Source organism: Agromyces sp. Root1464 (genome assembly GCF_001427265.1).
GTDB classification, from domain to species: Bacteria; Actinomycetota; Actinomycetes; order Actinomycetales; family Microbacteriaceae; genus Agromyces; species Agromyces fucosus.
The window spans coordinates 459085-478492 of record NZ_LMFU01000002.1 but is presented as its reverse complement, the minus strand read 5'-3'; the positions used below and the strand labels follow the sequence as shown (position 1 = coordinate 478492).

Genomic DNA, 19408 nt, shown 5'->3' with positions numbered 1-19408 from the left:
CGTGACATCCGTGCGTGTGTGCGCCATCGACGACCTCGCTGTCAACGAAGCTTCGCGCTTCGTGCTCGAGGGCGTTCCCATCGCGGTCGTGAAAGACGCTGCGGGTGATGTCTTCGCGATCGGAGACACCTGCACGCACGGCGACATCTCGCTCGCCGAGGGCTTCGTCGAAGACGACACCCTCGAGTGCTGGGCCCACGGCTCCATGTTCTCCCTCAAGACGGGCAAGCCGCTGACGCTGCCCGCGTATGAGCCCGTCCCGGTCTACCAGGTCGAGCTCAAGGACGGCGACGTCCACATCGATCCCGCGGTCACCCTGGCCGTCTGACACACCTTCTCCGGCCCGGAACGGCCGGCAACCGAAAGAGATCATTACGAACATGTCCGTTCTCGAGATCAAGAACCTCCACGTCAACGTCGAGACCGAGCAGGGCACGCGCGAGATCCTGCGCGGCGTCGACCTCGTCATCAACGAGGGCGAGATCCACGCGATCATGGGCCCCAACGGCTCGGGCAAGTCGACGCTCGCGTACACGATCGCCGGCCACCCCAAGTACCAGGTCGTCGAGGGCGAGATCCTCCTCGACGGCGAGAACGTGCTCGAGATGTCGGTCGACGAGCGCGCACGCGCCGGCGTCTTCCTCGCGATGCAGTACCCCGTCGAGATCCCCGGCGTGACCGTGACGAACTTCCTCCGCACCGCCAAGACGGCGATCGACGGCGAGGCGCCTGCGATCCGCGGCTGGATCAAGGACGTCCGCGAATCGATGTCGAACCTCAAGATGGACTCGGCGTTCGCCGAGCGCAACGTCAACGAGGGCTTCTCGGGCGGCGAGAAGAAGCGCAACGAGATCCTCCAGCTCGAGCTGCTGAAGCCGAAGTTCGCCGTGCTCGACGAGACCGATTCCGGCCTCGACGTCGACGCACTGAAGATCGTCTCCGAGGGCGTCAACCGCGCGCACTCGAACACGGGCCTCGGCGTGCTGCTCATCACGCACTACACGCGTATCCTCCGCTACATCAAGCCCGACTTCGTGCATGTCTTCGTCGCGGGCAAGATCGCCGAGCAGGGCGGCGCAGAGCTCGCCGACCGCCTCGAAGAAGAGGGCTACGACCGTTACCAGGTCGCGGAGTCGGCGGCCGAAGCGGTGACGGCGGAATAGGCCGAGAGTAGAATCCCAGCATGGTCACCTCCCTCGCACCAGAGCGCTACGACCAGGTCGAAGAAGCGCTGAAAGACGTCATGGACCCCGAGCTCGGGGTCAACATCGTCGACCTCGGCCTCATCTACGACCTCGGTTGGGATGAGGAGAACGACGCGCTGGTCATCCACATGACGCTCACGAGCGCCGGATGCCCGCTCACCGACGTCATCGAGGAGCAGACCGCCGAAGCACTCGACGGCACCGTGGATGCGTTCCGCATCAACTGGGTGTGGATGCCGCCGTGGGGCCCCGAGCGCATCACCGACGACGGCCGCGACATGATGCGGGCTCTCGGCTTCGCGATCTGAGTCCCGCGACGCGAGCCACCCGCTCGAGACCTTCGGATGCCCCGTGCAGCACGCTGCACGGGGCATCCGCCGTCTCAGGCGAGGCCGCGGCGCTCGAGGAGCGCGCCGATCTCGGGTTCGCGCCCGAGGAGGCGCCGGATCGACTCCCGCGGATCGCGTGATCCGCCCGGGGCCAGGATCTCGGCCCGATAGCGTTCGCCGTTCTCCCTGGTCGCGCCGCCGTTCGACTCGAACCACGCCATGATGTCGGCGCCCGGCACCTCGCTCCAGATGTACGAGTAGTACCCGGCGTCGTAGCCGCCCGCGAAGACATGCGCGAAGTAAGTGCTCGAGTAGCGCGGCGGCACGAGGGGATCGTCGAGTCCGGCCGCGGGGGGGGGGGGGGGGGGGGGGGGGGGGGGGGAGAGTCGGTGCCACGCCTGGTCGAGCACCGCCGCGGCGAGGTACTCGGTCGTCGAGAACCCCTCGTTGAACGTGCGCGACGCCAGCAGTCGGTCGACGAGCTGTTGCGGCATCCGCTCGCCCGTCTCGTGATGCACCGCGTACTCGCCGAGCACCTCGGGCCGCAGCACCCACAGCTCGTTGACCTGGCTCGGCAGCTCGACGAAGTCGCGGTACACGTTCGTGCCCGACATCGAGGGATGCACGACGTCGGAGAGCAGCCCGTGCAGCGCATGGCCGAACTCGTGGAAGAGCGTCTCGGTCTCGTCGAGCGTGAGCAGGGTCGGCTCGCCCGCGGCAGGCCGGGCGACGTTCATGTTGTTCACCACGACCGGCAGGGTGCCCTCGAGCTTCGACTGCTCGACGAGGGAGCTCATCCATGCGCCGCCCCGCTTCGAGTCCCGCGTGTACAGGTCCAGCAGGTAGAGGCCGACGGGCGTTCCGTCCTCCTCGAACACCTCGAACACGCGGGTCTCGGGGTGGTAGCCGACGAGGTCGGTGCGTTCGGCGAACGTGAGCCCGTAGAGCAGGTGCGCAGCGTGGAACACGCCCCGCGTCAGCACCCGATCGAACTCCAGGTATGGACGCATCTCGTCGAGGTCGACGGCGTAGCGTTCGCGGCGCACCGATTCGCTCAGCAGCGCCCAGTCGGATGCCTCGATCGGGCGCCGGCCGGTGGCTGCGGCCCGCTCGGCGAGGGCGAGCGCTTCGCGTCGGGCGTTCGCCGTCGCCGCGGGCGTGAGTCGGTCGAGCAGTTCGGCCACGGCGTCGGGCGTGCCCGCGGTCTCGTCGACGGTGACGGCAGCGGCGTGGCTGGTGAAGCCGAGGAGCGCAGCACGGTCGGCGCGGAGCCGCACGATCTCGAGCAGCGTCTCGCGGGTGTCGTGGGCGCCGCCGCGGCATCCGCGTGCCCGTGATGCGGCGAGCAGGCGATCGCGCACGGCGTCGCGCTCGAGGGCCGCGAGCGTCGGCTGGCCCGTCGGCAGCACGAGCGTGATGAGCCAGCCGTCGAGGCCTCGGGAGATCGCGGCCTCGCGCGCGGCTGAGCGCCGCCCCTCGTCGAGTCCTGCGAGGTCGTCGGGGTCGGTGAGGTGCAGCGCGAGATCGTTCGCGTCGGCGAGGAGATGCTGCTGGAACGCCGTCGTGAGCTCGGAGATCCGGGTGTTGAGTGCCGTGAGCTCGCCGCGCTCCGCTTCACCGAGCGCGGCGCCCGCGAGCGTCGCGGTGCGGTGGTACTTGTCGAGCAGCTCGACCGACTCGGCATCGAGCTCGAGACCGTCGCGTGCAGCCTGCAGCTCGGAGAGTCGGGCGTAGAGCCGAGGATCGAGCCTGATCGCGTCGCGATGGGCCGAGAGGAGCGGTGCGAGCTCGACCTCGATGGCGTCGATCGCGGAATCACTGTCGGCCGAGCTCGCGTTCTCGAAGACCGGGAGCACTCGGCGCAACAGCTCTCCCGAGCGTTCGAGGGCGACGATCGTGTTCTCGAACGTCGGCGCCGCGGCATCCGTGGCGATCGATTCGATGGCCCGGCGCTGCTCGCGCATGCCGGCATCGATCGCCTCGCGATAGTGCTCGGGCCGGATGAGGGCGAAGAGGGGGAGGCGATACGGCAACGGACTGGGCTCGAGGAAGGGATTGGAGTGCTCGGTCGTCATCCGTCCACCGTAGTTCGCTGTCACGCCGGCGGACATGAGCCTAGGCTCGGAACATGAGCACCGAACGCCCTGCACCCGGTCTTCGAGACGCCTACACGCACGGCCACCACGCCAGTGTGCTGCGCACGCACTCGTGGCGCACGGTGGAGAACTCGGCCGCCTACCTCGTGCCGCATCTGCGCGAGGGAGCACGCGTGCTCGACGTGGGGAGCGGACCGGGCACCATCACGATCGACCTGGCCCGTCGTGTGCGACCGGGAACGGTCGTCGGCATCGACGCCTCGGCCGAAGTGGTCGCCGCAGCGACCGGACTCGCGGAGAGCGAGGGCGTGGAGAACGTCGGTTTCGCCGTCGGCGACGCCTATGCGCTCGACTTCGACGACGACACCTTCGATGTCGCACATGCCCACCAGGTGCTGCAGCACCTCGCACGACCCGTCGACGCGCTGCGCGAGCTCCGCCGCGTCGTGAAGCCCGGCGGCATCGTCGCCGTGCGCGACGTCGACTACGGCGGCGTCATCTGGAATCCCGCATCACCCGGTCTCGCTCGCTGGCTGGAGCTCTATCACGCGGTGCACGAATGGAACGGGGGCGAGCCCGATGCCGGCCGCCACCTGAAGGGCTGGGCGCGCGACGCCGGCTTCGTCGACATCGCCACGACCGGCGCCGTGTGGGTCTTCTCCACCGCCCTCGAACGCGAATGGTGGGGCGGCGCCTGGGCCGAGCGCGCGACGGAGTCGCAGTTCGCGGCGCACGCGATCGAATCCGGGCACTCGAACCCCGATGAGCTCCGGCGCATCGCCGACGCCTGGCGCAGCTGGGCCGCCGATGACGACGGCTGGCTGCTCATGCCGCACGGCGAGATCATCGCGCGGGTGTAGAGCGCAGAGCGCGTGCGCTGGTGCCCGCTACCAGTCCTCGTCGGCGTCGTGCGCGTCGACGATGGTGTCGCGCACGACCGTGCCGTCGTCGAGCTCGGCGATCGGTCGGCCCTCGAGCCAGGTGAGGGTCCAGTGACGGTCCGCCCCGTCGCCGGTGAACGCCGTCTCGGCCGCGGCGATGCGCTCGCGCAGCTCCACGGGCACGGATGCCGGCGGCTCGGCGCCGAACGCCCAACGGGTGCCGAGCCGCATCAGGCGTCCATCTCGTACGTCACCCAGCTCGTACGCTTGGCGAGCTGGTCGTAGACCTGCTGCGCGGGCGCGTTGTCCTCAGCCGTGATCCAGCTGACGCCGCCTTGGCCGATCTCGGCCGCACGGGCGTGCACGTACTCGATGAGCGCTCGACCGATCCCCGACCCGCGAGCGCCCTCGTCGACGTAGAGGTCGTCGAGATACATACCCCGCGTCGCCGTGAGCGAGTTCGGCACCGCCCGGTAGTGGGCGAGCCCCACGGGGCGACCCTCGTCGTCGACGGCGAGTGCGGCGTGCAGCGGCTCGGACTCGTCGCGGATCCAGTTCCAGACGATCAGCGCCTTGGCGTCGTCGAGTTCGGTCTCGTAGAAGCGGCAATACGCCTCGAACAGCGGCAGCCAACCGAAGAAGTCGTCGTCACCGGCCGATCGGATCTCGTAGTTCATGGTTCCCCCTATTCCGACGGCGCCTCGAAGACGACGTCGCGGACTTCGAACGACTCGGCTTCGACGAAGCCGAGCTCGGCGATGCGCCCCACCGCACGCAGATCTGATGCGACCGACTCCAGCAACGCGATCGTCGCGGCCGGCGCTGCGATCACGGCACTCGCGACGGGCGTCTTCTGCGACGCCTTCGCGTCGGTCTTGGCCCGTCGGATGCCCGTCAGCGCGAGGCCGGCGATCTCGAGGAGCTCGACACCGGCTTCACCCCGCGCGGCCAGTTCGTCGACGCTCGGCCACGACGCCACGTGCACCGAGCCCTCGTGCGACCAGCGCCACGCCTCTTCGGTCGCGAACGGGATGACGGGAGCGAACAGACGGAGCAGCACGTCGAGTGCGGTCTTCAGCGCCGCCACGGCCGACGCCTGCTCGGGGCTCGGCTCGCCGTAGGCGCGCTCCTTCACGAGCTCGAGGTAGTCGTCGCAGAACGTCCAGAAGAACGTCTCGGCGAGTTCGAGCGCACGTGCGTGGTCGTAGGCCTCGAGCGATCGCGTGGCGCGCTCGACGACGCCGGTGAGCTCGGCGAGCATGCTGCGATCGACGGGCATGGTGACCGGGGCATCCGCTCGGCCGTCGAAGCCGAGGATGAACTTCGCCGCGTTCAGCACCTTGATGGCGAGGCGGCGGCCGATCTTGACCTGCGTCGGGTTCTGCGGGTCGAACGCCGCGTCGGTGCCGAGGCGCGAGGATGCCGCCCAGTAGCGCACCGCGTCGGAGCCGTGCTGGTCGAGGAGCCCGGCCGGCGTGACGACGTTGCCCTTCGACTTCGACATCTTCTTGCGGTCGGGGTCGACGATGAAGCCCGAGATCGACGCGTTCGCCCACGGCACGACGCCGTGCTCGAGCTCGGCGCGGAGCGTGGTCGAGAACAGCCAGGTCCGGATGATGTCCTGGCCCTGGGGCCGGAGCGAATACGGGAACACCAGGTCGAAGAGCTCGGGGTCGCGTTCCCAGCCCCCGGCGAGCTGCGGGGTCAGCGACGATGTCGCCCAGGTGTCCATGACGTCGTGCTCGCCGATGAAGCCGCCGGCCTCGCCGCGCTGCGACTCGTCGAAGCCGGGCGCGGCGGCCGACGACGGGTCGACCGGCAGCATCTCGCGGGTCGCGACGATCGGCTCGTCGAACTTGGGGTCGCCTGCGGCGTCGAGCGGGTACCAGACGGGGATCGGCACGCCGAAGAACCGCTGCCGCGAGACGAGCCAGTCGCCTGAGAGGCCGCCGACCCAGTTCTCGTAGCGCACGCGCATGAAGTCGGGGTGCCAGTCGATCTCGCGGCCGTGCGAGAGGAGTCGCTCACGCAGTGCCTCGTCGCGAGCGCCGTTGCGGATGTACCACTGGCGCGTCGAGACGATCTCGAGCGGCTTGTCGCCCTTCTCGAAGAACTTCACCGGGTGGGTGATCGACTTCGGGTCGGCGAGGAGGTCGCCCGAGTCGCGGAGCTGCTGCACCACGGCCTGCTTCGCCGAGAAGGTGGTCTTGCCGGCCAGCTCGGCGAACGCCGCTTTGCCCGCGTCTGAGGTGATGACGTCGGGGGCCTCGGCGATGACGCGGCCGTCGAAGCCGATGATCGCGCGGTTCGGCAGGTCGAGCTCGCGCCACCACACGACGTCGGTGATGTCGCCGAACGTGCAGATCATGGCGATGCCGGTGCCCTTGTCCTTCTGGGCGAGATGGTGGGCGAGGACGGGCACCTCGACGCCGAAGACGGGCGTCGTGACGGTCGTGCCGAAGAGCGGCTGGTAGCGCTCGTCGTCGGGGTGGGCCACGAGGGCCACGCAGGCGGGGATGAGCTCGGGACGGCTCGTCTCGATCTCGATGATGCCGCCGTCGGGGCGGTGGAACGAGACGCGGTGGTAGTGGCCCGGCTGCTCGCGGTCCTCGAGCTCGGCCTGGGCGACGGCGGTGCGGAACGTGACGTCCCACAGGGTCGGGGCGAGCGCCTGATACGCCTCGCCGCGCTCGACGTTGCGCACGAAGGCGAGCTGCGACGCGAAGAGCGACTCGTCGCCGATCGTGCGGTAGGTCTGGGCCCAGTCGACCGACAGGCCGAGCTGGCGCCAGAGCGCCTCGAACTGCTGCTCGTCTTCGACCGTCAGCCGCTCGCAGAGCTCGATGAAGTTGCGCCGGCTGATCGGCACCTGGTCGGCGGCCTTCGTCGACTTGCCGTCGCCGCCCTCGAACGGCGGCACGAAGCCCTCAATGTAGGCGAGGGTGGGGTCGCAGCGCACGCCGTAGTAGTTCTGCACGCGGCGTTCCGTCGGCAGGCCGTTGTCGTCCCAGCCCATCGGGTAGAAGACGCTCTTGCCGCGCATGCGCTGGAATCGTGCGACGACGTCGGTGTGCGTGTACGAGAAGACGTGGCCGATGTGGAGCGATCCCGAGGCCGTCGGCGGCGGGGTGTCGATCGAGTAGATGCACTCGCGCGTCGCCGACTTCCGGTCGAACCGGTACGTGCCCTCGCGCTCCCAGGCGCCGCCCCAAACCGATTCGAGGCCTTCGAGAGCGGGCTTGTCGGGAATGCGCGCGGTGTCGGTCATGATGCTCCGGTTCGATATCGGCGGCACCGTGTCGGTGGTGAGGTGCCTGAATGTGCGACGATCCAGCCTACCGGAGAGCGCGCCGCGAGACGGCTGGACGGCATCGGTGTGCCTCGCCCGACCGGTTCAGCGGGGGAGGCGAGGCGAATCGGCGACGAGCCTGGCGGTGTACGGATGCTCCGGGCGTGCGAACACCTCGTCGGCGGCGCCGCTCTCGACCACGCGGCCGGCCTGCATGACGGCGACCCGGTCGGCCATGTGCGCTACGACTCCGAGGTCGTGCGAGATGAACAGCAGGGCGAGGCCGCGCTGCCGCTGCAGCTCGTCGAGCAGGTCGAGGATCTGCGCCTGGATCGTCACGTCGAGCGCCGACACGGGTTCGTCGCAGATGAGCAGCTCCGGCGACGCTGCCAGCGCCCTCGCGATCGCGACGCGCTGGCGTTGGCCGCCCGACAACGTCAGTGGCCGCCGATCGGCGACGGATGCCGCGAGGCCGACCTGCGCGAGCAGCTCCGGCACGTCGGGCCGGACGGCATCAGGGCGGGCGGCCCCGTCGCTCGCAGCGCCGTTCGCGGCATCCGCGATGAGGCGCCCGACCTTCCACCTCGGGTCGAACGAGGCGAGCGGGTCCTGGTAGATCGCACCGATGCGGTGACGGCTCTGGCGCCGGTCTCGTTCGGCCAGCTCCGACCACGCCCCTCCGTCGAAGCGCACCGTGCCGCGGTCGGGCGCCGTGAGGGCGAGCGCGAGTCGTGCCACCGTCGTCTTGCCCGAGCCGGATTCGCCGACGAGTCCGAGCGTTTCGCCGCGCCGGAGCGACAGCGACACATCGTCGACGGCGGTGAAGCGGCCGCCGGGCACGGCGAACGTCTTGGTGAGGTGCGCCAGCTCGAGGAGCGGAGCCGCCTCGGCCGCGGAAGCCGCGGCCGGCGGCATCGGCACGGCCGTCGTCGCGATGATCGCCGGTTGCTCCGGTGTCATCGACAGCCGTGCGCCGCGCGGGCTCCGCGCCGGGACCGCCGCGATGAGGGCCTTCGTGTAGTCCTCCTGCGGCGACTCCAGCACGGTGCGCGTGGAGCCCTGCTCGATGATCCGCCCCTCGCGCATGACGAGGATGCGGTCGGCCATGCGCGACACCACGGCGAGGTCGTGGCTGATGAGCAGCACCCCGGTGCCTCGCCCGCGGATCTCGTCGAGCAGCGCCAGGATGCGGGCCTGCACCGTGACGTCGAGTGCGGTCGTCGGCTCGTCCGCGATGAGGAGCGGCGGAGCGAGCGCGATCGCGGCGGCGATGAGCGCGCGCTGTCGCAGCCCGCCCGACAGCTCGCCCGAACGGCGCCCGACGGCGAACGCCGGGTCGGGCATGCCGACGTCGGCGAGGAGTTCGAGCACTCGGGCCGATCGCTCGGCCGCCGACAGTCGCAGGTGGATCCTGAGCGGGTCGTCGATCTCGCGGCCGACGGTCCTGAGCGGATCGAGGGAGCCGAGCGCGTCCTGCAGGATGAGTCCCGCCCGACGCCCGCGAACCGCCCGCCACTCGCGTTCACCCGCCGCTCGCAGATCGAGGCCGTCGATGTGCAGTCGCTCGGCCGTGGCCTGCGAATGGGCACCGGCGAGGCCGAGCAGTGCGCGAGCCGTCACCGACTTGCCCGAGCCGGACTCGCCGACGATGGCGACGCATTCGCCGGGGGAGATCGTGAGATCGACGCCGTGCACGACCTCGATCCCGTCGAACGCGACCCGCAGTCGCGAGACGTCGAGCACCGGAGCCTGTTCCGTGTTCATCGCTCACCCCGTCCGCGACGTGTGAGTGCGCGACCGAGCACGGTCGTGGCGATGGTCGTGCCGACGATCATGAGACCCGGGAACACCGTCATCCACCAGGCCGTCGCGAGGTACGTGCGCCCGGCGGCGAGCATGGCACCCCACTCGGCGGCGGGCGGCTGGGCGCCGAGCCCGAGATAGCTGAGGGCGGCCGCCCAGACGATCGCCTGGCCGATGCCGAGCGTCGCTAGCACGAACAGTGGGATGAGGGCGTTCGGCAGGACGTGCCTCGAGATGATGCGGGCCGGCGAGCGGCCGAGCACCCTCGCGGCCTCGACGTACTGCGATGAGCGGATCGCGACCAGCTGGCCGCGGATGATCCGGGCGTAGCCCGGCGCCGTGGAGAGTCCGACCGCGACCGTCGCGGTGACGGGCCCGGGGCCGTACACGACGATGACGAGCAGCGCGAGGAGCAGGCCGGGGAAGGCGAACAGCACCTCCACGAGCCGGTTGACGCTGAAATCGGCGATGCGCCCGCCGAAGCTCGCCAGCACGCCGAGCCCGAGCCCGAGCGCGAGTCCGATCGCGGTCGCCGTGACCCCGATCAGCAAGGAGGTCGCGGTGCCCGCGACGACGCGGCTGTAGACGTCTCGACCCGACTCGTCGGTGCCGAACCAGTGCGCGAGGGACGGCGACTGGAAGGCATCGCCGGGGGCGATCTCGTTCGGGTCCTGCGTGGCGACGAGTTCGGGGGCGACGGTGGCCGCAAGGAGGAAGACGACGAACGCCGCTGCGAGGACGGTGCCGATCCGCGGCATCCGACCTCGGCGCCGTGCCGGCGCATGCGATGCCGCCGAGACGGCCGTGGCCTGCTGCAGCTCCAGATCGCTCATCGGCCGGCCTCCTGACGCAGTCGGGGGTCGGCGATGCGAGCGGCGAGGTCGGTGAGGACGGTCATGAGCACGTAGACGAGCGCGACCAGCAGCACCACGCCGGTGACGACCGGGATGTCGCGGAGCGTCACCGCCTGCAGCAGCGTGCGACCGAGGCCCGGCATCGCGAAGATCGTCTCGACCACCACGGCCCCGGAGAGGAGCCAGCCGAGCGCCCAGCCCGACAGGCTGATGGCCGGCAGTGACGCGTGCCGGATCGTGTGACGCGCGCGCACGCCGAGCGCGCTCTCGCCGCGAGCGCGGGCGGAGACGACGAACGGCTGCTGCATCGCGTCGAGGAGGCTCTCGCGCATGACCTGGGCGAGGAAGCCCGCGAGCGGGACCGCGAGCGTCACGACCGGCAGCACGAATCCGGCTGGAGTGCCGGTGGCGACCGGCGGCAGCCAGCCCAGCCCGACGCTGAAGACCGCGATGAGCACGGCAGCGAGCCAGAAATGGGGGAGCGCCGCCGCCGTGATCTCGACGCCCTCGCCAAGGGCACTCGCGACCCGCCCGCGTCCGGTCGACCAGATCGCGAGGCCGAGCGCCAGGATCCATGCCAGCATCAGGGCGAGTGACGCGAGGAGCAGCGTGCCGCCGAGCTGGGCTCCGAGCAGGTCGGCGACGGGCAGCTTCAGGGCGTACGACACGCCGAGGTCGCCCGTGAGGAGCCGGCCGAGCATCGCGAAGTACTGCGCGATGAGCGGCTGGTCGAGCCCGTAGTCGCGGCGGACCTGGTCGAGCGCCTCCTGGGAGGCCTGCGAGCCCGGGCCTCCGAGGATCGCCTGCGCCGGGTCGCCGGGGATCAGGCGGATCGCGAAGAAGGTGAGCGTGGCGACAGCCCACAGCACGAACACCGCGCCGGCCACGAGCAGGCCGGCGCGGCGAAGGGTCGCGCCGCGGATCGAGCGGCGCTCGTCAGTCGGCGAGCCAGGCGTCATAGAAGGTCGGCGTCGAGACCGTGGGCATCGCTCGCGCGCCCTGCACCGAGGTGCTGAGGAGGAAGCTGTTCTGCTGGTCGTAGAGCGGCAGCAGGTAGTACCCCTCGAGGATGAGCTGCTGCGCGCGTTCGTAGAGGTCGGCGCGGGTGTCGGCGTCGCTCGTCGACGCGGCGTCGGTCAGGAGCGAGTCGACCTCGGGGTCGTCGAGCTGTGCGAGGTTCGCGAAGTAGCCGCTGGGCGCCGGAGTGATGCTGTCGGAGTGGTACAGGATGCGCAGCACGTCGGGACCGACCTTCGTGTACGGCGCGCTCACGATCTCGTACTCGTGCTCGGCGAGTGCTCCGTACCAGCTCGAGAGGTCGAGGAGCTCGATCACCACGTCGAAGCCCGCGGCCTTCGCCGTCGCCTGCACCTGCTCGAACAGGGACTGCTCGGCCGGGATCGACTGGTTCGTGCTGACCGGGAACCGCAGCGTGAGCCGGGCGCCGTCCTTCACGCGGTATCCGTCGGCGTCGCGTTCGGTCCAACCGGCCTCGTCGAGCAGCGCGTTCGCCCGGTCGAGGTCGGGCTCGAAGAGCGCTTCGTCGGAGTACGCGAGCGCCTCGACCGAGGAGAGCGGCGAGAAGGAGCGCTCCGCCGTGCCGAAGAAGAGCGCGTCGATGCCCTCGTCGACCTCGACCGCGCGGATGAACGCCTCGCGCACGCGCTCGTCGTCGAACGGTGCCTGGCCCGAGTTGAGTTCGATGCGGTTCGCCGCACCGGGGCGGGGCGCATCGAGCCAGACGAGCGAGTCGTTCGACTTCGCCGCCGAGATGGTGTCGGGCTGCGGGTTGTCGATCACGTCCACCTGGCCCGCCTGCAGCGCGGCGTATCGCGACGCGGAGTCGGGCACGAAGCGCCAGTCGATGGCCTTGAGATAGGCGGGCCCGTCGTGCGCGGCATCGGCCGGCGGAGACGTGTAGTCGTCTTTGCGCACGAGCGACACGTGATCCTGCTTGACCCACTCGTCGACGATGAACGGCCCGGTGCCGATCGGCGCCTGGCAGTTCTCGTCCATGCCTCGGGCGAGCCCGGCGGGCGATTCGATGGCGACCCACGGCTGCGTGAGGGACTCGAGCAGCGCGCTGTCGGGCGAGCTCATGACGAACCGCGCGACCTGCTCGTCGACGACCTCGACGCGGTCGACCTTGCCGAGCGCGAGGTAGCCGGTGGAGGACTGCGTGGCCGGGTCCTTCAGGTGCTCGACGTTGGCCTTCACGGCCTCGGCGTCGAGCGGCGTGCCGTCGGTGAAGGCGACGTCGTCGCGCAGCGTGAACTCCCACGAGAGCCCGTCGTCGGCCGCCGTCCACGACTCGGCGAGCCAGGGGATGATCTCGCCCGAGTCGTCGCGCGAGACGAGGGACTCGAGGAACTGCCCGGCGAGGAGGGCCTGCGGGTAGTTGCCGCCCACGTGCGGGTCGAGGCAGGTGGGCTCCGCGTCACCGCTCGCGTAGGCGAGCGTGCCGCCGGAGACCGGTTCGCCGGATGCCTCGGGCGCGGGTGCCTGGCACGCGGTGAGGGCGATCGTCGAGACGACGGCGACGGCGGCGATGCCGATCCGTCGCGGAGTCGGGGAGGTGGTCACGGGTGCAGCACGCATCGGGGTCCTTGCGGTGGGGATATGGGCGGGCTCGCGTCGGCGTGGGCCCGGACTCATCCTGACAGCGCAATGCGGCCACGACAAGCAACTTGTTCGCATTTCACTAGAACAATAGACTTTGGGGATGCTGATCCGTCTCGACCCCACGCTCGATGCGCCGCTCTTCGAGCAGCTCGCCTCGGGCGTGCGCGCATCGATCATCGACGGTCGGCTCTCGGGCGGCGAGCGCCTGCCCGCAGCCCGCGAGCTCGCCGATTCGCTCGGCGTCAACGTGCATACCGTGCTTCGCGCCTATCACCGGCTGCGCGACGAGCGCCTCATCGAGCTCCATCGCGGCAGGGGTGCGGTCGTCGCCGTCCGCGTCGGCGGGCACGTCGCGCTCGCGGGCGCGGTGTACGACCTCGTCGACGAGGCGAAGAACCACGAGCTGCCCGAGGCCGCGCTGCTCGCCCTCGTCAGCGAGGCGTATCGCTCGGCGCCGCGCGCCTCGGGCGTGCTGCGTCCCTTGCCGACGCGGTAGTCTTGAGGGCGACGATGTCGATCCGGCTGCTGGCCGGAGAAGCCGTCGTCAGCAGTTCGGCGTCGATCCGGCCATCACCGGGGAGCCTTCGGAAGAACCCACGCGGGCGCCACGCGGCATCCGCTCGGCAGTAGAACCGAACGGGGCGGCCCGTCACAGCCGGCAATGAGGGGCGAGTCGGTCGCAAGGCGCGACTCGCAAGCGAGGTGGTACCGCGGCGGCGCTCGATCGAGCACCGGCGTCCTCGTGAGAGCATCCGTCCCCGCAAGGAGCGAGCGTGTACCCCCGTACCCCAGACGACCACGGTGTCGCCGCCTCACCCGAGTTCCCCGCCGTCGAGCGCGACGTGCTGGCCTTCTGGAAGGCCGACGGCACGTTCCAAGCCTCGATCGACCAGCGCGAGGGCGCTCCCGAGTGGGTCTTCTACGACGGCCCGCCGTTCGCCAACGGCCTGCCCCACTACGGGCACCTGCTGACCGGCTACGCGAAAGACCTGTTCCCGCGGTTCCAGACCATGCGCGGCAAGCAGGTGCACCGCCGCTTCGGCTGGGACACCCACGGCCTGCCCGCGGAGCTCGAGGCCGAGCGCCAGCTCGGCATCACCGACAAGAGCGAGATCGAGGAGATGGGCATCGCGGCCTTCAACCAGGCCGCCCGCGACGCCGTGCTCCGCTACACCAAGGAGTGGCAGGAGTACGTCACCCGCCAGGCGCGCTGGGTCGACTTCGAGCACGACTACAAGACGCTCGACGTGACGTTCATGGAGAGTGTCATCTGGGCGTTCAAGACGCTGCACGAGAAGGGCCTCGCCTACGAGGGCTACCGCGTGCTGCCGTACTGCTGGCGCGACCAGACGCCGCTCTCGAACCACGAGCTGCGCATGGACGACGACGTGTACAAGATGCGCCAGGACCAGACGGTGACGGTCACGTTCCCGCTCGTCGGCGCGAAGGCCGAGACCCTCGGGCTCACGGCGGTGCGCGCGCTCGCGTGGACGACGACCCCTTGGACCCTGCCGACGAACTTCGCCCTCGCGGTCGGTCCCGACATCGAGTACGCGGTCGTGCCCGCCGGGCCGAACGGCACGCCCGACGCGACCGTGCTGCGTGAAGAGGCCGGCACGGCCGAGACGGGCGCCGCGGCATCCGACACCGAGGTGCTCGGCGGCGAGTACCTGCTCGCGATCGACCTCGTCGGCAACTACGCGAAGGAGCTCGGCTACGACTCCGCCGACGACGCGCGCGCCGCGGTGTCGCGCACCGTGCGCGGTCGCGAGCTCGAGGGCGTGGCCTACGACCGGCTCTTCGACTACTACGCCGACGTCGAGGAGCACGGCCTGCAGAACGCCTGGCGCATCCTCGTCGCCGACTACGTCACGACCGAAGACGGCACCGGCATCGTGCACCAGGCTCCGGCCTACGGTGAAGAGGACCAGAAGATCTCCGAGGCCGCCGGCATCCCGGTCATCATCTCGCTCGACGAGGGCGGCCGCTTCCTGCCGGCGGTGACGGATGTCGCGGGGCTTCTGTGGAGCGACGCGAACAAGCCCCTCACCCAGCTCCTGAAGGCCGAGGGGCGCCTGCTCCGCCAGGCGAGCTACGAGCACTCGTATCCGCACTGCTGGCGCTGCCGGAACCCCCTCATCTACAAGGCCGTCTCGAGCTGGTTCATCCGCGTGCCCGAGTTCAAGGGCCGCATGGGCGAGCTCAACCAGGACATCAACTGGGTGCCCGACAACGTCAAGGACGGCCAGTTCGGCAAGTGGGTCGCGGGCGCCCGCGACTGGTCGATCAGCCGCAACCGCTACTGGGGCTCGCCGATCCCGGTGTGGAAGAGCGACGACCCCGAGTACCCGCGCATCGACGTCTACGGCTCGCTCGAGGAGCTCCAGCGCGACTTCGGCCGCCTGCCGGTGAACCCCGACGGCGAGCCCGACCTGCACCGCCCCTACATCGACGATCTCGTGCGCCCGAACCCCGACGACCCCACCGGTCGCTCGATGATGCGGCGCATCCCCGACATCTTCGACGTGTGGTTCGACTCGGGTTCGATGCCGTTCGCACAGGTGCACTACCCGTTCGAGAACCAGGAGTGGTTCGACAGCCACAACCCCGCCGACTTCATCGTCGAGTACATCGGGCAGACGCGCGGCTGGTTCTACGTCATGCACGTGCTCTCGACCGCCCTGTTCGACCGGCGCGCCTTCTCGAACGTCGTGAGCCACGGCATCGTGCTCGGCAGCGACGGGCAGAAGATGTCGAAGTCGCTGCGCAACTACCCCGACGTCTCGGAGGTCTTCGAGCGCGACGGCTCCGACGCGATGCGCTGGTTCCTCATGTCGAGCTCGGTGCTCCGCGGCGGCAACCTCATCGTCACAGAAGAGGGCATCCGCGAGGGCGTGCGCCAGTTCATGCTGCCGCTCTGGAGCACGTGGTACTTCTTCTCGCTCTACGCCAACTCGGCGCGCGAGAGCGGCTACGAGGCATCCGCTCGCACTGATTCGACCGACGTGCTCGACCGCTACCTGCTCGCGAAGCTCGGTGCGCTCGTCACCGAGGTGACCGCCGACTTCGAGGCGTTCGACTCGCCGCTGGCGGCGGCGAAGCTGCGCGACTTCGGCGACGTGCTGACGAACTGGTACGTGCGCCGCTCCCGCGACCGCTTCTGGGCGGGCGTCGGCGAAGACGGCTCCGGCAGCGAGGCGTTCGACACGCTCTACACGGTGCTCGAGACGCTCACACGGCTCTCGGCACCGCTGCTGCCGCTCGTCTCCGAGCAGGTCTGGCGCGGTCTCACCGGCGGGCGCAGCGTGCACCTGGCCGACTGGCCCGACGCGGCGGCCTTCCCGGTCGACCACGACCTCGTCGCCGCGATGGACTCCGTGCGCGAGATCAGTTCGGCCGCCCTCTCGCTGCGCAAGCAGTCGGGTCGTCGGGTCCGGCTCCCGCTCGCGCGCCTCACGGTCGTCGCGACGGATGCCGCGGCGCTCGCGCCCTTCGAGGCGATCCTGCGCGACGAGCTGAACGTCAAGGCCGTCGACCTCGTCACGCTCGACGCCTCGAGCGCTGAGCGCTTCGGGGTCACGAAGCGGCTCACCGTCAACGCCCGCGCCGCGGGCCCGCGTCTCGGCAAGACCGTGCAGCAGGCGATCCAAGCAGCCCGTTCGGGCGACTGGACCGTCGACGGCGACGCGGTCGTCGCCGGCGGCATCGCCCTCGAAGCGGGCGAGTACGACCTCGTGCTCGAAGCCGGCGGCTCGGGCGACGGATCGAGTGCGCTCGCGCTGCTCGCCGACGGGGGATTCGTGATCCTCGACACGGCGACGACTGCCGAGCTCGAGGCAGAGGGCCTCGCTCGCGACGTCGTGCGCGCCGTGCAGGAGTCGCGCAAGGCGGCGGGCCTCGAAGTGGGCGACCGCATCAACCTGACGCTCCGGCTCGACGAGACCGGAGCCGCGGCGGCCGAGCGTCACCGCGAGCTCATCGCGGGCGAGACGCTCGCGACCGAACTGTCCGTGATCGCCGGAGACCCCGGCGACGACGCGAAGTCCGTCGGCGAGTCCTCCCGGCTGACCGTGGAGGTGGCGAAGGCATGACCGACGAACTCGACTTCACCGACGCCGCCGACGCGGTGTACCGCAGCCTCCTCGAACGGGTCGGCGAAGCCGCTCCCGAACGACGGCTCGACGCCACGCGACGCGCGGTGGAGATCCTCGGCGACCCGCATCGCGCAGCACCCGTGATCCACATCACCGGCACGAACGGCAAGACCTCCACCAGTCGCATGATCGAGTCGATCCTGCGCGCCGGCGGCCTGCGCACGGGCCTCATGACGAGCCCGCACCTCGAGCGGTTCACCGAGCGCATCCTGATCGACGGCGCGCCGGTCGCCGATGAGGCGGTCGCCCGCAACTGGGAGGAGATCGAGCCGTTCGTCGCCATCGTCGACGCCGAACTCGAGGCCGCAGGCACGCCCCGGCTGACCTTCTTCGAAGCGCTCACGGTGCTCGCGTTCGCGTGCTTCGCGGACGCGCCCGTCGATGTCGTCGTGCTCGAGGTCGGCATGGGCGGCGAGTGGGACTCGACGAACGTGGCCGACGGCCAGGTCGCCGTGTTCACGCCGATCGCCCTCGATCACGAGTCGGCGCTCGGCACGACGATCGAGCAGATCGCGCGCACGAAGGCGGGCATCATCAAGCCCGAGGCTGCGGTCGTCACGGCGTTCCAGTCGCCTGAGGCGCTGACCGTGCTGCGCGACGCGACCGCCGCTCGGGGCGGCACGTTCGCCGTCGAGGGCGGCGCCTTCGCGGTGCTCGACTCCCGGGTCGCCGTCGGCGGTCAGCTCATCTCGGTCAAGGGTCTCGCGGGGGAGTACCGCGACCTCGCGCTGCCGCTCTTCGGCCGCCACCAGGCCGAGAACGCCGCCGTCGCGATCGCCGCGGTCGAGTCGTTCCTCGGCGCCGGCACGATGCGCATGGCCGACGAGGTGCTGCAGCAGGGGCTCGGCGCCGTGACGTCGCCCGGCCGGCTGCAGATGGTCGGCACCGAGCCCCCCGTGCTCGTCGACGCGGCCCACAACCCGCATGGGGCCGCATCGCTCGCGGCCGCGCTCGAGGAGTACTTCGACTTCGACGAGGTGGCGTTCGTGCTCGGCGTGCTCGCCGGCAAGGACGTCGCCGGCATCGCGGGTGCGCTCGCACCGCACGCGACCCGGTTCATCGTCACCGCCCCCGACTCCGACCGCGCGATCGGGGCCGAGGAGCTCGCGGCATCCGTCGCCCGAGCGGTCGGGCCGGAGCTCGCAGCGAACGTCGAGGCCGTCGAGCGACTCGACGACGCGCTCGACGAGGCCCGCGCCTGGGCCGAGGCCGCTCCGAAGCGAGCGGTCGTGGTCGCCGGGTCCATCGTGCTCGTCGGCGAGGCCATCGCCGTGGCCGCCGACCGCGAATGGGGGCGCTCGTGAGCGACTCGACGTCCGTACCCGAACCCGACGAGACGGCAGCCGACGCGCCCGTCCGACCGCTTCGCTCCATCCGTCAGAGCCTCGCCGCCATCGTGCTCGGCTTCGAGGTCATCGTGGTGTTCCTCGCGGCGCTCGTCATCTGGGGTCTCTCCCAGGGCGGCGTCGAGGGCTCGCTGCCGTCATGGGTCGCGCTCGCGGCCGGCGGCGTCATCATCCTCGCCCTGATCGTGACGATCGGGCTCCTGCGGTTCAGCTGGGCGTATCCGCTCGGCTGGGTCATCCAGGTGCTCATCCTCGCGTCGGGCTTCCTCAACCCCGCGATGTTCGTCGTGGGCGCGCTCTTCGGCGGCATGTGGTGGTACTGCATGGTGACCGGCGCACGTATCGACCGAGACCGAGCGGCCGCGGCCGCGCAATGGAAGGAACAGCAATGACCAGCCCCATCGAAGAGACCCTCGTGCTCGTCAAGCCCGACGGCGTGGCTCGCAACCTCACCGGCGAGATCCTGCGCCGCATCGAGGCGAAGGGGTACTCGCTCGTCGACATCCGCCTCGTGCAGCCCGACCGCGAACTGCTCGCCCGCCACTACGCCGAGCATGAGGGCAAGCCCTTCTACGAGCCGCTCATCGAGTTCATGGAGTCCGGCGCGATCGTCGCCATGCGAGTCGCGGGCAACCGCGTGATCGAGGGCTTCCGCGTGCTCGCGGGCACCACCGACCCCACGACGGCGGCACCCGGCACGATCCGCGGCGACTTCGGCCGAGACTGGGGCCTCAAGGTGCAGCAGAACCTCGTGCACGGCTCCGACTCGGTCGAGTCGGCCGAGCGCGAGCTCGCCCTCTGGTTCTGAGGCTCCGCGCCTCGAGGCGGC

17 protein-coding genes are annotated in these 19408 nt (G+C 70.4%); 9 read left to right on the top strand and 8 right to left on the bottom strand.

Annotation, left to right across the window (positions count from 1 at the left end):
* Position 1 precedes the first annotated feature (1 nt).
* The 3 genes from ASD23_RS08055 to ASD23_RS08045 are packed head-to-tail and all read left to right on the top strand — an operon-like array spanning position 2 to position 1513.
* Positions 2 to 328, top strand: coding sequence for a non-heme iron oxygenase ferredoxin subunit (locus ASD23_RS08055; protein WP_056009190.1), 327 nt, complete (start codon positions 2 to 4; stop codon positions 326 to 328).
* Between the two features lie 52 nt (positions 329 to 380).
* Entirely contained in the window at positions 381 to 1163 is a 783-nt protein-coding gene (gene sufC, locus ASD23_RS08050) for a Fe-S cluster assembly ATPase SufC (RefSeq protein WP_056009188.1), read from the top strand.
* A 20-nt stretch (positions 1164 to 1183) separates the two neighbouring features.
* Positions 1184 to 1513, top strand: a complete 330-nt coding sequence (locus ASD23_RS08045; RefSeq protein WP_056009186.1) for a metal-sulfur cluster assembly factor — start codon at positions 1184 to 1186, stop codon at positions 1511 to 1513.
* Positions 1514 to 1587: 74 nt separating this feature from the next.
* Here the strand turns inward: ASD23_RS08045 and ASD23_RS08040 are convergent, their stop codons facing one another.
* Positions 1588 to 3609: a M3 family metallopeptidase gene (locus ASD23_RS08040; protein ID WP_056012769.1), complete on the bottom strand. Its 2022-nt coding sequence runs from the start codon at positions 3607 to 3609 to the stop codon at positions 1588 to 1590.
* Positions 3610 to 3662: 53 nt separating this feature from the next.
* Between ASD23_RS08040 and ASD23_RS08035 the strand changes: the two genes are divergently transcribed.
* On the top strand, positions 3663 to 4490 hold the full coding sequence (locus ASD23_RS08035) for a methyltransferase domain-containing protein (RefSeq protein ID WP_056009182.1): 828 nt from the start codon (positions 3663 to 3665) through the stop codon (positions 4488 to 4490).
* Between the two features lie 27 nt (positions 4491 to 4517).
* On the opposite strand, the gene ASD23_RS08030 is transcribed toward ASD23_RS08035, so the two are convergent.
* From ASD23_RS08030 to ASD23_RS08000, 7 genes are all read right to left on the bottom strand, one after another.
* Positions 4518 to 4742, bottom strand: coding sequence for a hypothetical protein (locus tag ASD23_RS08030; protein ID WP_056009180.1), 225 nt, complete (start codon positions 4740 to 4742; stop codon positions 4518 to 4520).
* On the bottom strand, positions 4742 to 5188 hold the full coding sequence (locus ASD23_RS08025) for a GNAT family N-acetyltransferase (RefSeq protein WP_056009179.1): 447 nt from the start codon (positions 5186 to 5188) through the stop codon (positions 4742 to 4744). Before ASD23_RS08025 ends, ASD23_RS08030 begins: the two co-directional genes overlap by 1 nt.
* Positions 5189 to 5196: 8 nt before the next feature.
* The gene (gene valS, locus ASD23_RS08020) at positions 5197 to 7779 is read right to left on the bottom strand and encodes a valine--tRNA ligase (protein WP_056009177.1); all 2583 of its coding nucleotides are present in this window, start codon (positions 7777 to 7779) and stop codon (positions 5197 to 5199) included.
* A 126-nt stretch (positions 7780 to 7905) separates the two neighbouring features.
* A complete protein-coding gene (locus ASD23_RS08015; protein ID WP_056009175.1) occupies positions 7906 to 9564 on the bottom strand; it encodes a dipeptide ABC transporter ATP-binding protein in 1659 nt (552 codons plus the stop codon).
* Positions 9561 to 10436 carry an ABC transporter permease gene (locus tag ASD23_RS08010; RefSeq protein WP_056009173.1) on the bottom strand — a complete coding sequence of 292 codons (876 nt, stop codon included), beginning with the start codon at positions 10434 to 10436 and terminating at the stop codon, positions 9561 to 9563. Before ASD23_RS08010 ends, ASD23_RS08015 begins: the two co-directional genes overlap by 4 nt.
* Positions 10433 to 11416, bottom strand: a complete 984-nt coding sequence (locus tag ASD23_RS08005) for an ABC transporter permease (RefSeq protein ID WP_056009172.1) — start codon at positions 11414 to 11416, stop codon at positions 10433 to 10435. The genes ASD23_RS08010 and ASD23_RS08005 overlap by 4 nt, the downstream gene beginning before the upstream one ends.
* Positions 11394 to 13055 (bottom strand): ABC transporter substrate-binding protein, encoded by a 1662-nt coding sequence (locus ASD23_RS08000; protein WP_056009169.1) that lies wholly within the window; start codon positions 13053 to 13055, stop codon positions 11394 to 11396. Before ASD23_RS08000 ends, ASD23_RS08005 begins: the two co-directional genes overlap by 23 nt.
* Positions 13056 to 13179: 124 nt before the next feature.
* Between ASD23_RS08000 and ASD23_RS07995 the strand changes: the two genes are divergently transcribed.
* The 5 genes from ASD23_RS07995 to ndk all read left to right on the top strand — a co-directional run bounded on the left by ASD23_RS07995 (position 13180) and on the right by ndk (position 19387).
* Positions 13180 to 13575 (top strand): GntR family transcriptional regulator, encoded by a 396-nt coding sequence (locus tag ASD23_RS07995; protein WP_056009166.1) that lies wholly within the window; start codon positions 13180 to 13182, stop codon positions 13573 to 13575.
* A 277-nt stretch (positions 13576 to 13852) separates the two neighbouring features.
* Positions 13853 to 17170, top strand: coding sequence for an isoleucine--tRNA ligase (gene ileS / locus ASD23_RS07990; protein ID WP_056009163.1), 3318 nt, complete (start codon positions 13853 to 13855; stop codon positions 17168 to 17170).
* Complete coding sequence (locus ASD23_RS07985) at positions 17167 to 18537, top strand: bifunctional folylpolyglutamate synthase/dihydrofolate synthase (RefSeq protein ID WP_056009159.1); 1371 nt, start codon at positions 17167 to 17169, stop codon at positions 18535 to 18537. Before ileS ends, ASD23_RS07985 begins: the two co-directional genes overlap by 4 nt.
* On the top strand, positions 18534 to 18971 hold the full coding sequence (locus ASD23_RS07980) for a DUF4233 domain-containing protein (protein WP_235507683.1): 438 nt from the start codon (positions 18534 to 18536) through the stop codon (positions 18969 to 18971). The genes ASD23_RS07985 and ASD23_RS07980 overlap by 4 nt, the downstream gene beginning before the upstream one ends.
* Positions 18968 to 19387 (top strand): nucleoside-diphosphate kinase, encoded by a 420-nt coding sequence (gene ndk, locus ASD23_RS07975; RefSeq protein WP_056009153.1) that lies wholly within the window; start codon positions 18968 to 18970, stop codon positions 19385 to 19387. Before ASD23_RS07980 ends, ndk begins: the two co-directional genes overlap by 4 nt.
* The last annotated feature ends 21 nt before the right edge of the window (positions 19388 to 19408 follow it).